This is a genomic window from Bradyrhizobium sp. LM2.9 (assembly GCF_054056555.1).
In genome coordinates, this window is record NZ_JBSRYJ010000002.1 from 6,275,872 (window position 1) to 6,290,057 (window position 14,186).

Genomic DNA, 14,186 nt, shown 5'->3' on the forward strand with positions numbered 1-14,186 from the left:
GAAGCTGACTTGGACAATACAGATGTGGCCAGGGACCATTCCTTTCACTGTATCGCGAACGCCGAATCCGACGCTCACTGGTTACACTACATCATGTGGGGTTAAGGGTTTCAATATGCCAGAGAGCCCGAAGTTGACAACGACCTCCGCAGAGTCTGACTCACTTCGTACCTTTCCAGCTTCCGTCCGGGTTCCGTAAGCCGGTCGAAGAGAGATTCAGCTTCATTCCGGTGAGGAAGACCCACGCCGGCGCAGCCCGGTCCGCAAGCAATGCTGCCTCATTCTCGGGCACGCGGTAGCGCTTGAGCGCCTGGGCGGCGGGAGAGGCGAGCGCGCGAAAACTCTGCGGTGGGCGATCGATGACCGCAATCGGCACCTGGCCGGCGATGCGCTGCCAGTGCTGCCAACGATGGAATTGAGCGAGGTTGTCGGCGCCCATGATCCAGACAAAGCGCAGGCCGGAGAGGCGGCGGCGCAAGGTGTTGATGGTGTCGATAGTATAGCGCGTGCGAATGACGGATTCGAGACAGCTCACCTCGATCCTGGGGTCGTCGGCAATTTCGCGCGCCGCCTGCATGCGCCCGCCGAGCTCGTGCAGCGTGCCGTTCTCCTTCAGCGGATTGCCCGGCGTCACCAACCACCAGACGCGATCGAGCTGAAGGCGTTTCAGCGCGAACTGGCTGATCGCGCGATGGGCCTGGTGCGGCGGATTGAACGAGCCGCCGAGCAGCCCGATGCGCATGCCCGAAGTGTGGGTTGGTATGGCCTGCGCGAAGGAACGTGGCGCGACGAAATTGTTGCTCAATGCCCCGCGCCCCGCGTCGTTTACGGCCGCGTCTGCCCGGTGCCGTGGATGCGATACTTGAAGCTCGTCAGCTGCTCGGCCCCAACCGGACCGCGGGCATGGAATCTGCCGGTGGCGATGCCGATCTCGGCGCCGAAGCCGAACTCGCCGCCGTCGGCGAATTGCGTCGAGGCATTGTGCAGCACGATCGCGGAATCGACCTCGCTCAGGAATTTCTTCGCAGCGGTCTCGTCCGCGCTCACGATCGCATCGGTATGGTGCGAGCCGTGGTTCTGGATATGCGCGATCGCGCCGTCGACGCCGTCCACCACCTTCGCCGCGATGATCGCGTCGAGATATTCAGTGTCCCAATCCTCTGCGCTCGCAGCCTTCACGCGCGCATCGGTCTTCTGCACGGCGTCGTCGCCGCGTACTTCGCAGCCCGCCTCGATCAGCATCTCGACCAGCGGCTTCAGCTTTGTGCCGGCAGCAGCGCGATCGACCAGCAGCGTCTCGGCCGCGCCGCAGACGCCGGTGCGGCGCATCTTGGCGTTGAGCACGATCGACTTCGCCATGGCGAGGTCGGCGCTGGCATCGATATAGACGTGGTTGACGCCCTCGAGATGCGCGAACACCGGCACGCGCGCTTCCTGCTCGACGCGCGCGACGAGGCTCTTGCCTCCGCGCGGCACGATCACGTCGACGGCGCCGTTCAATCCCGACAGCATCATGCCGACCGCCGTGCGGTCGCGCGTCGGCACCAACGTGATCGCGGCTTCGGGGAGGCCGGCTTCACGCAGGCCCTGCACCAGGCATTCATGGATGGCGCGGCAGGAGCGAAAACTGTCGGAGCCGCCGCGCAGGATCACGGCATTGCCGGACTTCAGGCACAGCACGCCGGCGTCCGCCGCAACGTTCGGCCGGCTCTCAAAAATCACGCCGACGACGCCGAGCGGCACGCGCACGCGCTCGATGGTCATGCCGTTCGGCCGTTGCCAGCTCTCGGTGACGATGCCGACCGGATCGGCAATGCTGCGCACGATGCCGATCCCCTCGGCCATGCCCTCGACCCGCGCCGGCGTCAGCGTCAGGCGGTCGATGAAGGAGGAGGTGGCATGGCCGGAGGCGCGGGCATCAGTGACGTCCTCGGCATTGGCGGCGAGGATCGCGGCAGAGTTCGCGCGGATCGCCCGCTCCATGGCTTCGAGCGCCCGGTTCTTCTGCTCCGGCGGCGGCGCCAGCGCCAGCACGCGCGCGGCAGCGCGGGCACGGGTACCGAGATCGGTCATCAGCGCCTGAAGATCGGCATTACCGTCGACGGCTTTGAGGGGGGCGGCCATAGCTCGTTCAACCTTCTGCTAAGGCGGTGTCCTAGCACGGAAATCCCGCTTTTGCGAAGCGTCGGGAGGGTATGGCAGGGCTTCACGTGCCGGACGACAGCTCGGTCAATGGCCTAGCTCCGGCGTTATGGCCGGGCTTGCCGGCCATCCACGCCTCGGCCGGCGCCTGCAAGAACGTGGATGCCTGCCGGTCTACCCGCCCATCACCAGATCGTCGCGGTGGATCATCTCTGACCGCCCGCTGATGCCGAGGATCGCCATCACGTCCGGGGAAGAGCGGCCCTTGATCCGCTCGGCGTCGTCGGCATCGTAGGCGATCAGGCCGCGGCCGACCTCGCTGGTGTCGGGGCCACGGACGATCACGGCGTCGCCGCGGGCGAACTGGCCCTCGACCTTGATCACGCCGGCCGGCAGCAGGCTGGCGCCGGCACGTAGCGCGGCGACTGCGCCGGCGTCGATGGTCAGCGTGCCCTTCGGCTCCAGCGAGCCCGCGATCCAGCGTTTTCGCGAAGTGATGGGATTGGCGGGCGTCAGGAACCAGGTGCAGCGGCCGCCATCGGCGATTGCCTGCAAGGGATGCTCGATCTTGCCGGAGGCGATCAGCATATGCGTGCCGCCGGTGGTGGCGATCTTCGCCGCCTCGACTTTGGTGCGCATGCCGCCGCGCGACAGCTCAGACTCGGCGTCGCCGGCGACAGCCTCGATCTCCGACGAGATGCTGTCGACGACGGGAATGAGCTTGGCGTTCGGATTGTTCTTCGGCGGGGCATCGTAGAGCCCGTCGATATCGGACAGCAGCACCAGCAGATCCGCGCTCGCCATGGTGGCGACGCGCGCGGCGAGGCGGTCGTTGTCGCCGTAGCGGATCTCGTTGGTGGCGACCGTGTCGTTCTCGTTGATCACGGGGATCGCGCGCCACTCCAGGAGCTTGCCGATAGTGGAGCGCGCGTTGAGATATCGGCGGCGCTCCTCGGTGTCCTGAAGCGTCACCAAAATCTGGCCGGCGCCGATGCCGTGGGCACCGAGCACCTCCGACCAGATCCGCGCCAGCGCGATCTGACCGACGGCGGCGGCCGCCTGGCTCTCCTCGAGCTTCAGCGGTCCGCGCGGCAATTTCAGGCGGCTGCGGCCGAGCGCGATTGAGCCTGAGGAGACCACGAGCACGTCACGGCCCTCGCCGTGCAGCTTGGCCATGTCGTCGGCGAGCGCGGCGAGCCAGGACGCCCGCACCTCGCCCCTGTCGGAATCGACCAGCAGCGCGGAGCCGACCTTGACGACGATGCGGCGGAATTGACTGAGTTCGGGGCTGGCCATGGGTGTATGTGTTGGCGCGTGTGACGGATTGCTCTGCATCGGACACGGCGGAGCGGAGAGCGGCGCCGGTAAGGCCCTGCTTTTGCAGCAGGACGATGGCCGGCGCAAGGCGGCAGGCCCGGTAAACAGCGCTTGTCCGGGACGCCTGTCTGGCTCTAATTGTCGCCAACGATAATGGGCTCAAAGAGGAAACCAATGGATCGCCGCAACTTCATCGCCGGATGCCTGGGGTTGCCGCTGCTGGCGCAAGCGGGCGGATCGCAAGCGCAGGCCGGGCTGACGAAAATGATCTTCCCGTTCGCGGCGGGAGCGGGCGGCGACACGCTGTGCCGGCTGATCGCACAGGAGATGGCGCCGGCGCTGCAGCGGACCATCGTGGTCGAGAACCGCACCGGCGGTGACGGCCTGATCGGCATCAAGGCGGTGAAGGGGGCCAGCCCCGACGGCAGCATGGTGCTGGTGACGACCGGCCCCACGATGTACCTGCTGCCGATGGTGGAGGCGACGCCGAGCTTCGATACTGCAAAGGATTTCGTCCCGGTATCGCTGCTGGCCCGGTTCGAATTCGCCGTCGTGATCGGCCCGGGGATCGATGCCGCCGACTTCAAGGGATTTGTCGGCTGGTTGAAGACGCATCCGGACAAGACGTCGTTCGGCGTGCCGAGCAACGGCACCATTCCGCATTTCATGGGCTCCAAGCTCGAGAAGGATCTCGGCATTCCCATGACACGCGTGCCCTATCGGGGCAGCGCGCCCATCCTCAATGACATCATCGGCGGCCACATCTCGTTCGGCATCACCACGTTGGCCGACGCGCTGCCGCAGCACCGCGCCAAGGGCGTGAAGATCATCGCGGTCGCAAGCGCGGAGCGCTCGCCGTTCGCGCTCACCGTCCCGACGCTGAAGGAGAGCGGCATCGATCTCGTCGCGGACGCCTGGTACGGCATGTGGCTTCCCGCCGGCAGCTCGCCGGAATTCGCAAGCAAGCTCGGCGCGGCCGCCAGCGCCGCGCTCGCCAAGCCCGAAGTGAAGGAGAAGCTGACAGCCATTGGCCTGATCCCGGTCGGCAGCACTGCGGAGGGTCTGACGAAGGAGCTCGCCGCGAACGCCGCCTTCTGGCAGCCGATCGTGAAGGCGACGGGATACAAGATCGAGAATTGAGAAGCGTAGCGCGATTTCTCCCCTCATCCTGAGGAGCGCGCTCTTTGCGCGCGTCTCGAAGGATGCAGGCCGAGGTGCGAGAGCCGGGCCTGCATGGTTCGAGACGGCGCTTCGCGCCTCCTCACCATGAGGATTACATCTTCGCGCGCTGCGCGATGCCGTCCTTGATCGACGCGAGCTCTTTCTCGTCCCAGATGCCGATCAGGACGCCGCCCTTCACCTGAAGCTGGTTGTCGGCATAGTTCGCGATCTTCTCGCGGGGTGTGGTGATGTGGTCGTTGGGATGCAGCGCCCAGTCGAACAATTCCGCCTGTAATCGCGCGATGATGCCGGCGCACTCCGGGTCGTCGCCGCGATCCAGAAACTCTTCCGGATCGGTTTCGAGGTCATACAGCATCGGGCGGAAGCCGGAGGCATGGATGTATTTCCAGCGGCCGTCGAACACCATGAACAGGCGGCAGCGTTCGATCGGCTGGTTCAATTTCAGCCGGACATCCTGCATGGAATAGTCGTATTCGGAGAAGGCGACCTTGCGCCAGTCGGATGGAGTCGGCCCGCGCAGCAGCGGCAGCAGCGAGCGTCCTTCGAGGATGTGGCCCGGCACCTTGCTGCCGAAATAATCGACGAAGGTCGGCGCGAGATCGATGGCTTCGACCAGCGCGTCACTGCGCGTGCCGCGCGTCGCGTCGGCTTCCTTCGAGGGATCGATGATGATCAGCGGAATCTTGGCCGACTGCTCGTGGAACAGATCCTTCTCGCCCATCCAGTGATCGCCGAGATAGTCGCCGTGATCGGAGGTGAACACGATCATGGTGGATTCCACGAGATCGCGCTCCTCCAGAAACTTCATCAGCACGCCCATCTGGTCGTCGATCTGGGTGATCAGGCCCATATAGGTCGGGATCACCTTCTCGCGGGGCCTCGTCGCGCGCCATGTTGCGGGAGTAGCGCATGTCCATATAGGCGCCGAACACCGGATGCGGATTCTGGCGCTCGCGCTCTGAGCGGATCACCGGGATCATGTCATCCGGCGAATACATGCTGGCGTAAGGTTCGGGCGCGATGTAGGGCCAGTGCGGCTTGATGTAGGAAAGATGCAGGCACCACGGCTTGCCGTCGGTTTCGGCCTCGCTGATGAAGTCCATCGCGCGACGCGTCATGTAGGGCGTCTCGGAATGCTCGTCCGGCACGCGCGCGGCCTTGTCGGCGTGCACGAGCAGCCAGCCGTTTTGCAAGGAGCCGTCTTCCGCCGCACCTGAATTCGCCCAATGCTCCCAGGGATTGGTCGCTTCAAAACCCTGCTGGCGCAGATATTCGTCGTATTTCGGACGCGGACGGCCGGTCGGATGCAGGCCGTCGTCACGCTCATAAGGCTCGAACCCGCATTCGGCGACGTGCACGCCGATCACCGATTCCGGCGGGATGCCGAGCGCCTTCATGCCTTCGAGATCGGGTGCCATGTGGGTCTTGCCGACCAGCACGTTGCGCACGCCGAGCTTCTTGAGGTGATCGCCGAGCGTGGGCTCGCCGACGCGCAACGGCCAGCCGTTCCAGTGCGAGCCGTGCGAGCGCATGTAGCGCCCGGTGTAGAACGACATCCGCGAGGGGCCGCAGATCGGCGACTGCACATAGGCCTTGCTGAACAGCACGCCGCGCTTCGCCATGGCGTCGATATTCGGTGTCTTCAGCGTGGGATGGCCGGTGCAGCCGAGATAGTCATAGCGAAGCTGGTCGCACATGATCCAGAGAACGTTCTTCGCGCGCGCCATGCGTCATCCCCGCCGTGTCTTGATTGTTCGATGCTGCGCTATGGCGTCAGCGAAGACAAGCAGGGCGGGATCAGGTCGACCGGATCAAACCGACCAGATCAAACTGACCACGGCTCGGCTTCGGCCGCGCTCTTCGCCTTGGCGGAGACCGGGCTCTCGCCGATCACATCCGCCAATGCGCGCAACGCTTCCTTGACGCCATCGCCGGTGACGGCGGAGAGCAGCAGCGGCGTCTTCTTGGCGGCGCGCTTCAGCCGGTCCTTCTGCTTCTTGAGCTCGTCCGGCTCGACCGCGTCGATCTTGTTCAGCGCCACGATCTCGATCTTGTCGGTGAGCTGCCCGGCATAGGCGTCCAGCTCCGTTCGCACCGTCTTGTAGGCCTTGCCGGCATGCTCGCAAGTCGCATCGACGAGATGCAGCAGCACGCGGCAGCGCTCGACATGGGCAAGAAAGCGGTCGCCGAGACCCACACCTTCATGCGCGCCTTCGATCAGACCGGGGATGTCCGCCAGCACGAATTCGCGACCGTCGGCATTCACGACGCCGAGCTGCGGATGCAGCGTGGTGAAGGGATAGTCGGCGATCTTCGGCTTGGCCGCGCTGACCTTGGCGAGGAAGGTCGATTTGCCGGCATTGGGCAGGCCGACGAGGCCGGCATCCGCGATCAGCTTCAGCCGCAGCCAGATCCAGCGCTCTTCGCCGGGCTGGCCGGGATTGGCATTGCGCGGCGCGCGGTTGGTCGAGGTCTTGAAATGCGCGTTGCCGAAGCCGCCATTGCCGCCCTCGGCCAGCACGAATTTTTCGCCGACATTGGTGAAATCGTGGATCATGGTCTCGCGATCCTCGTCGAAGATCTGCGTGCCCATGGGAACCTTCAGCACGATCGCCTTGCCATTGGCGCCATGGCGGTCCGAGCCTGCGCCGTTTTCGCCCTTCTGGGCCTTGAAGTGCTGCTGGTAGCGATAGTCGATCAGCGTGTTCAGGCCGTCTGCGACCTCGATTATGACATTGCCGCCGCGGCCGCCATTGCCGCCGGAGGGACCGCCGAATTCAATGAATTTTTCGCGGCGGAACGCCACGCAGCCGTTTCCGCCGTCACCGGAGCGGATGTAGACCTTTGCTTCGTCGAGGAATTTCATCGGCCATAGGTAGGCCAGCCGGTCCCGCGCGGCAACCCGGATTGACCCGCAAATCGGCCGAAATTCGGCGATTTATGGGCCTTGCTTAACCGCAAGACCAGATCCAGGACGACGTCAGAGCGGCCGCCGCCGGATCAGGAATTTCTGCGTGCCCTCCAGCACCAGCTCCTTGCGCTGGTTGAACACGGTGCTTTTGAGCGTCACCGTGCCGGTCGTGCGTCCCGGCACCAGCTCGACGACCTCGAGCGCGGGATAGATGGTGTCGTCAGCGAACACCGGCTTGAGGAACCGGCTCGACTGCTCGAGGAAGCCGACCAGGGATTCCTCGACCATGAACGGAAACAGACCCGCGCCGGGTGCGGTGTGGATCAAGGTCTGGAAACCGTGGGCCAGCAAATGCGGCATGCCGCGGCTGCGGCAATACTCCACATCATAGTGCACCGGATGGGTGTCGCCGCTCGCGGTCTGGAACGCCGCGAACACCGCATTGGTCTGCGTGCGGCTCGGCAGCACGAAGCGCTCGCCGACCACGAAATCCTCAAACCAGCGTTGCGCGGGGATCATGCGATGCCGGGCCGGGTCGAAGTCGGTCATGTCTTAGCTCTTTTCTTGGCTCTCTTCTTGGCTCTTTCGTTCGTGGGCAGCCTATCGCTACCGCGACGCGGAGAGTGCGACAATCCGTTCAATTCGTCCAACGCGGGCTTGTCCGCTGCGTCCACGTCATTACAACGGCGCTCGATGCCCCTTTTCAAAAATCTCTCGGCCTATGACGAGCGCTCGGCGCGCCTCGCCGGCATTGCACTCATGGTGCTGTCGATCTTCATGTTCTCGTTCGGCGATGCCATGGGCAAGTTCCTGGTCGGGACTTATTCGGTGGGGCAGCTGCTGTTTCTGCGCGCCTGCGCGGCGCTGCTGCTGCTGTCGCCGCTGGTCTGGCGGCAGCGTCACCAATTCCGGCATCTGGAGCGGCCGGGTCTCCAGCTCTTCCGCGTGGTGCTGTCGACGCTGGAAGTGGCGGCCTTCTTCCTCGCGACGGTCTATCTGCCGCTCGCCGACGTCATCACCTATTATCTGGCCGGCCCGATCTTCGTCACCGCGATGTCGGCGATCTTTCTCGGCGAGAAGGTCGGCTGGCGGCGCTGGACGGCGATCCTGATCGGCTTCTGCGGCGTGCTGATCGCGCTGCGGCCATCCGCGCAGACGATCAGCCTGCCGGCGCTGATCGCGCTTGGCGGCAGTCTGTCTTTCGCAACGCTGATGCTGATCACCCGCAGCCTGCGCAAGACGCCCGATATCGTGATGGCGTCCTCGCAATTCGTCGGCACGTTTTTGCTGGGCGCGGTGCTGTCGGCGTTCCATTGGGTGCCGCCGACATCAGGCAGCCTCGTGATCTTCGCGCTGGCGGGATGCGTCTCGGTCACCGCGCTGTTCTGCGTCAACCGCTCGCTCAAGCTCGCGCCGGCCAGCGTCGTCGTGCCCTATCAATATTCGATGATCGTCTGGGCGGTGATCTTCGGCTTCGTCGTGTTCGGCGACGTCCCCGAGGTCGCCACCATCGTCGGCGCCGCCATCATCATCGGCGCCGGGTTCTATATCTACCTGCGTGAGCGCGATCTCGGCCGCGCCGGCGGAGAGGTCAATCCGCCGGCGTAGCGCCTACCTCACGCGCCTTGCACTGCTCCAGCTCTTCAGCGAGGCCCACACACTGCGCGAGAGACGGAAGCAGTCGACGGGTGTGGACGAGCCCAGCGCCAGGAACCGGTGCAGCTGGACGCCGCTCCACTGGAAGCCGCACTTCTCCAGCACCTTGCGCGAAGCCGGGTTGGTGACGCGTGCACCCGCATAAAGATGGTCGTCCTCGAACTCCTCGAAGAAGAAGTCGATCGCGCCGCGTGCGGCCTCGGTGGCAAAGCCCCGGCCCCAATGCTCGACGCCGAGCCAATAGCCGAGCTCGGCATTGTCGGGCGTGGAGCGGTCGATGCCGACCATGCCGACCGGACCGGAATCGTGCTCGATCAGGAACACGGTCTCGCTGCCGAGCGCGGCGGTGGCGCGAACGAATTCGACGGCGTCGTCCTGCGAATAGGGATGGGGGAGGCGGCGGGTGTTCTCGGCGACGCGACGGTCGTTGGCCAGGAGCGCGATGGTCCTGACATCGGCGAGGGTCGGCCGCCGCAAGGTCAGCCGCTCGGTGGCGACGACGCTTGCTCTCGCCTCCCGCAAGGTCACGCTCGAAAAATCCTGCAACATGTCCGGCTCCGTCGAAGTCACTAAGTGAAAAGTGAGCAAGTCAAACGAAAGGGGAGGCCGGTTTCCCGCCTCCCCCTGGAGCCTTCGATCTCTTTGATCTCAAGGACTCCGCCGGTTCGGTCTGGGACCCGGCGGACTCCAAATTTGATCCACCGTCTATTCAGCCGCCTCTGCGAGCGGGAGCACCGAGATGAAGGTGCGACCGTTGGCTTTGGCCTGGAACGTTACGCGACCCTCGACCTTGGCGAACAAAGTGTGGTCGGTGCCCATGCCGACATTAAGGCCGGGATGCCAGGTGGTGCCGCGCTGACGCGCAATGATGTTGCCGGGAATCACAACTTCCCCGCCGAACGCCTTGATACCGAGGCGCTTGCCTTTGGAATCGCGACCGTTGCGCGATGAACCGCCTGCTTTTTTGTGAGCCATGGCTCGTCTCCGAAATCTTACGTATTTCTAGATCAATTCCTTGACGGAATCATTTCACAATTTCTCACGCATCACTTCGTGATTGCGCGTGATCAAATTATGCGGCGTCGGCGTCTTCGGTCGTGGTCTCTGGCTTGACGACCTTTTCCCGCTTCGGACGCGGGCCCTTGGTGGGCTTGGCGCCGTCCGTCAGGATCTCGCTGATGCGCAACACCGTGATCTCGTCGCGATAGCCGCGCTTGCGGCGCGAGTTCTTGCGGCGGCGCTTCTTGAACGCGATGACCTTGGGGCCACGCTTGTGGTCGAGCACCTCGACCGCCACGGACGCACCTGCGATCGTCGGCAGGCCCAGGAGCGGCGTGTCGCCACCGACCAGCAGAACTTCGTTCAACTGCACGATCGAGCCGACTTCGCCTTCGATCTTGCCTACTTCCAGGACATCATCCGGAACGACGCGGTACTGCCGGCCGCCGGTTTTGATGACTGCGAACATCGTTGTTTTCCTTCGTGTTCATTCCCGGCCTCGCGACATAGTGTCGGGGCCGGCTTTTTGTCAGTCGCGGGTTTATGCGAATATTGGTTTATGCGAGTTTTGTGCGGGCGGGAGTTATCCCTTTGAAAACCCACGCAAAAACAAGCGGCGCGAGAAACGCCCCGCGCCGGTTGCGGGATTTATAGCCGCTCGCTCCCGGGAGTCAAGGAAAAGCAGGCGAAAACGGCCCGGATTTGAAGGATTTGGGCCAGATCGGGGCTTCCTATTGAATCCCGCGCCGCGCTGCAACCAACGGGTTCCGCCGCCGTTGTCCTGACGAAGTTCGCAAAGGGCGAGGGGGCATCCATGGCAACGGAAGAGTTGGTCAAGACGACGGGCATCGCCACCCACGGCGCGGCACGGCTGCCGTCGGTGGACGTCGACAGTTTGAACATCGAGATGAAGGACGAGGACGGCTTTCTCGGCGACCGCGCCAGCAAGGGCGCGTTCCGCGAGATCCTCGATCGCTGGCGCAAGCCGCTGCGTAAGACCGGCGAAGACCCGTTCGGCAAGGAGCCGTCGGAGGAGGTCAGCAAGAAGACCCTGGATGCCATCCTGGTCGGTGACGATGTCGAGGCCTCCGCGGTCGTGCACAGCGCGATCGAGGACTTCGCGCAGGAGCTCGCTTACGTCACGCGCCGCTTCCTGAAGTCCAAGGCCTGGGCCAAGACCGAGCGGATCGTGGTCGGCGGTGGTTTCCGCGATTCCCGACTCGGCGAGCTCGCGATCGCCCGCGCCGAGATCATCCTCAAATCCGAGGATTTCAAGATCGACATGATGCCGATCCGCCATCATCCCGATGAAGCCGGCCTGATCGGCGCGCTGCATCTGGCGCCGTCATGGATCTTCGAAGCTTATGACAGCATCCTCGCCGTCGATATCGGCGGCACCAACATCCGCTGCGGCCTGGTCGAGACCGGCTGGAAAAAGGCAAAAGACCTGTCGAAGGCCAAGGTCGTGAAGTCCGAGCTGTGGCGTCATGCCGACGACGAGCCGACGCGCGAAGGCGCAGTGAAGCGGCTCACCAAGATGCTGAAGGGGCTGATCACGGAGGCCGAGGCGGAAGGCTTCAAGCTGGCACCCTTCATCGGCATCGCCTGTCCCGGCGTGATCGACGAGGACGGCTCGATCGAGAAAGGCGCGCAGAACCTGCCGGGCAATTGGGAGAGCAGCAAGTTCAACCTGCCGGCGAGCCTGATCGAGGGCATTCCTGAGATCGGCGAGCACGACACCGCGATCCTGATGCACAATGACGGCGTGGTTCAGGGCCTCTCGGAAGTGCCGTTCATGCAGGACGTCGATCGCTGGGGCGTGCTCACCATCGGCACCGGGCTCGGCAATGCCCGCTTCACCAATCGCCACAAGGACAGCGGCCAAGGCAAAGATAGCGGAAAAGACCGGGATTCCACGGAGAACGGCAAGAAAAAGAGCAAGAACGGCAACAAGGCCGACTAGCCAGCGTTTTCGAGCGAAGTGGATGCCGGTTCGCGTCAAGAAAACGCGCCAAAACACCAATCTGGAGACCCGTTCCGATTTCATCGGAACGGAAGCGGCTCCAGAGTAACCTTGACTGGTTAGGTTAAGGGCCGGTTTGCGTTGCGGCGCACGGGCCGCACGCTAGGGTCGAGCCGTCGCCTCACCTGGCCGGCGAAGCCGCCCTTCCCAGCCAGTATTTCAATGAGCGGCACCGGGACCGCCAGTGTTTACCGCGTCTGGCGGTCCCACCTCCCTTTGGGGGCTTCTTGAGCTTTCCGGAACATCGGCGATTCGGGCGGCGATGGCGCCGCCTCGGGGCTCGCGCCGGGTCATTGGCCAACGGTTCACGCCCAATTCGCTCAAACTGCCGCCGAAATCCGAGGGTCGCCCCCATCGCCACCGCGACATCGTGGGGCCGGCCGGAAAACCGGTCTGATTTTCCGCTCGCGCGCCTTGTCTGGCCCGCCATCCTCGCCTATTAACGCCCCCAACCACAGGGGCCCTGCTCCTTACTTGGCGCCTTCAGGAGAGGTGGCAGAGTGGTCGAATGCACCGCACTCGAAATGCGGCATAGGTGCAAGCCTATCGGGGGTTCGAATCCCTCCCTCTCCGCCAATTGACGATTTGTCCAGCCCGGAGACATCGGTCACAGGTCGTACCTAAGACATGGGTGACAACCTCGTGCCGAACGGGTTGTCGAGGGGTTGCAGGGTTTTCTGCTCCAGGTCGAAATATCCCAAATCATAGTGCATGAAGCTGACGAGCCAAATGCCGTCGTCGACCTCCTTGATGCCGAGTTTCTGGCCGGCCAGCACGGTCGAGACGTTGATCTTGCGATGCAGGCAAAGGCGCCCGCAAGCGGTCACGAGAACCTCGCGATCGTGGAACGGATAGATCAACTCGGGCAAGCCATCGTAACGGCGTGGTGAGGCGCGATAGAGTTCGGCGGGGCATTTCATCTGCAGCGCCTCATGCGGCCGTTCGGTATTGAACTCGCGGACGAAGGCGTCGAAGCGTTCCTGCTGCTGCAGGCTGTTGGCGCCCGGCGGACGGGTCGTCTCCTTCTTGAGGGTGAGGTGCATGCGCTCGTGGCGTCCGTTCTGCTGTGGATGGCCGGGCTTGATGCGTTCGATGGTGATGCCCAGCCTCAGCCACCAGACCGCGAGCTTTGAGAGATTGAACAGGGCATTGGGACTGGCAAAGGGCACGCCGTTGTCGGAGCGGATGGCGAGCGGCAAGCCACGCTCGCGGAACAGCCGTTCGAAGGCGGTAATGGCAGGCTCTTCGCGCGTGGAATCGAGCGCCTCGCACAACAGCAGGAAGCGCGAGGCATGATCGGTGACGGTCAGCGGGTAACAGTAGCGGCCATTGCCGAGCTTGAACTCGCCCTTGAAGTCGGCGCACCACAGCTCATTGGGTCCCGTGCCCGCGGAGAGCGGCGTGCCGCGCGCGCGGTGGCGCGGCCCGCCGGCGCGCTTGACCAGGTCATGGCGGTCGAGCACCGCATGGATGGTACTCTTGGCCGGAACCCGGGTATCGCCGTCCAGCCGTCGGACCAGCAGTTCCCGGATCTTGCGCGCGCCCCAGTGCGGCTTCTCGCCCTTGAGCCGGACAATCAGGCTCTCGATCTGCTCCGGCAGCTGGTTGGCGTAGCGCACCGGCCCGCCGCGAGCGATCGCTCAGGGCCTCAAGACCGTGCTCCTTGTAGCGATCGAACATCTTGTAGCCGGTCTTGCGCGAGACGCCGAAATCCCGGCACACGTCCGTCATGGCCTCCCCGTCCAACAGGCGGGCGACAAAGCGCAGGCGTTCTTCCATGACCGAACTCGCTTTCCACGGCATCCACACCTCCCGCTCGCAAAAAAGCGAAAAGTGTAACCCATGTGTCCGGTACGAAATGTCACCTATGTCTCGGGCCGCTCAGATCCTATCCGACACTTTCTTCGCGGAGAAAACCTTGAAAAGTCGCGCTTCCGGCCTGCGCGAGTGTGCAAG

The 14,186-nt window shown here is 64.1% G+C and carries 12 protein-coding genes, 1 tRNA gene and 2 pseudogenes; 4 read left to right on the top strand and 11 right to left on the bottom strand.

What is annotated here, in order from left to right; genetic code table 11:
- Positions 1 to 160: 160 nt before the first annotated feature.
- From ACVWW3_RS32310 to proB, 3 genes are all read right to left on the bottom strand, one after another.
- Positions 161 to 805 (bottom strand): nicotinate-nucleotide adenylyltransferase, encoded by a 645-nt coding sequence (locus ACVWW3_RS32310; RefSeq protein WP_247339463.1) that lies wholly within the window; start codon positions 803 to 805, stop codon positions 161 to 163.
- Positions 806 to 825: 20 nt separating this feature from the next.
- Positions 826 to 2,124 (bottom strand): glutamate-5-semialdehyde dehydrogenase, encoded by a 1,299-nt coding sequence (locus ACVWW3_RS32315; RefSeq protein WP_456672260.1) that lies wholly within the window; start codon positions 2,122 to 2,124, stop codon positions 826 to 828.
- 192 nt (positions 2,125 to 2,316) lie between these two features.
- Entirely contained in the window at positions 2,317 to 3,438 is a 1,122-nt protein-coding gene (proB, locus tag ACVWW3_RS32320; protein WP_247444058.1) for a glutamate 5-kinase, read from the bottom strand.
- Positions 3,439 to 3,633: 195 nt separating this feature from the next.
- Here proB and ACVWW3_RS32325 point away from each other — a divergent pair, with 195 nt between their 5' ends.
- A complete protein-coding gene (locus ACVWW3_RS32325) occupies positions 3,634 to 4,599 on the top strand; it encodes a Bug family tripartite tricarboxylate transporter substrate binding protein (RefSeq protein WP_456651965.1) in 966 nt (321 codons plus the stop codon).
- 133 nt (positions 4,600 to 4,732) lie between these two features.
- On the opposite strand, the pseudogene ACVWW3_RS32330 reads toward ACVWW3_RS32325, so the two are convergent.
- From ACVWW3_RS32330 to ACVWW3_RS32340, 3 genes and pseudogenes are all read right to left on the bottom strand, one after another.
- Positions 4,733 to 6,368, bottom strand: a pseudogene (locus ACVWW3_RS32330) (alkaline phosphatase family protein).
- 98 nt (positions 6,369 to 6,466) lie between these two features.
- On the bottom strand, positions 6,467 to 7,507 hold the full coding sequence (gene obgE / locus ACVWW3_RS32335; RefSeq protein ID WP_354049743.1) for a GTPase ObgE: 1,041 nt from the start codon (positions 7,505 to 7,507) through the stop codon (positions 6,467 to 6,469).
- A 114-nt stretch (positions 7,508 to 7,621) separates the two neighbouring features.
- A complete protein-coding gene (locus tag ACVWW3_RS32340; RefSeq protein ID WP_456651963.1) occupies positions 7,622 to 8,101 on the bottom strand; it encodes a MaoC family dehydratase in 480 nt (159 codons plus the stop codon).
- A gap of 144 nt (positions 8,102 to 8,245) precedes the next feature.
- Between ACVWW3_RS32340 and ACVWW3_RS32345 the strand changes: the two genes are divergently transcribed.
- The gene (locus tag ACVWW3_RS32345) at positions 8,246 to 9,160 is read left to right on the top strand and encodes a DMT family transporter (protein ID WP_247339471.1); all 915 of its coding nucleotides are present in this window, start codon (positions 8,246 to 8,248) and stop codon (positions 9,158 to 9,160) included.
- Positions 9,161 to 9,163: 3 nt separating this feature from the next.
- Here the strand turns inward: ACVWW3_RS32345 and ACVWW3_RS32350 are convergent, their stop codons facing one another.
- The 3 genes from ACVWW3_RS32350 to rplU all read right to left on the bottom strand — a co-directional run bounded on the left by ACVWW3_RS32350 (position 9,164) and on the right by rplU (position 10,676).
- The gene (locus tag ACVWW3_RS32350; protein WP_456651962.1) at positions 9,164 to 9,757 is read right to left on the bottom strand and encodes a GNAT family N-acetyltransferase; all 594 of its coding nucleotides are present in this window, start codon (positions 9,755 to 9,757) and stop codon (positions 9,164 to 9,166) included.
- Between the two features lie 156 nt (positions 9,758 to 9,913).
- Positions 9,914 to 10,183, bottom strand: a complete 270-nt coding sequence (rpmA, locus tag ACVWW3_RS32355; protein ID WP_007598923.1) for a 50S ribosomal protein L27 — start codon at positions 10,181 to 10,183, stop codon at positions 9,914 to 9,916.
- Positions 10,184 to 10,280: 97 nt separating this feature from the next.
- A complete protein-coding gene (gene rplU / locus ACVWW3_RS32360) occupies positions 10,281 to 10,676 on the bottom strand; it encodes a 50S ribosomal protein L21 (protein WP_456651961.1) in 396 nt (131 codons plus the stop codon).
- A gap of 345 nt (positions 10,677 to 11,021) precedes the next feature.
- Here rplU and ACVWW3_RS32365 point away from each other — a divergent pair, with 345 nt between their 5' ends.
- Together ACVWW3_RS32365 and ACVWW3_RS32370 are read left to right on the top strand one after the other, a co-directional pair.
- Positions 11,022 to 12,170 (top strand): ROK family protein, encoded by a 1,149-nt coding sequence (locus tag ACVWW3_RS32365; RefSeq protein WP_456651960.1) that lies wholly within the window; start codon positions 11,022 to 11,024, stop codon positions 12,168 to 12,170.
- A gap of 546 nt (positions 12,171 to 12,716) precedes the next feature.
- Positions 12,717 to 12,806 (top strand) — tRNA-Ser (locus ACVWW3_RS32370).
- A gap of 44 nt (positions 12,807 to 12,850) precedes the next feature.
- On the opposite strand, the gene ACVWW3_RS32375 is transcribed toward ACVWW3_RS32370, so the two are convergent.
- Together ACVWW3_RS32375 and ACVWW3_RS32380 are read right to left on the bottom strand one after the other, a co-directional pair.
- Positions 12,851 to 13,849: an integrase core domain-containing protein gene (locus ACVWW3_RS32375; protein WP_456651959.1), complete on the bottom strand. Its 999-nt coding sequence runs from the start codon at positions 13,847 to 13,849 to the stop codon at positions 12,851 to 12,853.
- A 1-nt stretch (position 13,850) separates the two neighbouring features.
- Positions 13,851 to 14,033 (bottom strand): annotated as a pseudogene (locus ACVWW3_RS32380) (helix-turn-helix domain-containing protein); the annotation flags it as partial.
- Between the last annotated feature and the right edge of the window lie 153 nt (positions 14,034 to 14,186).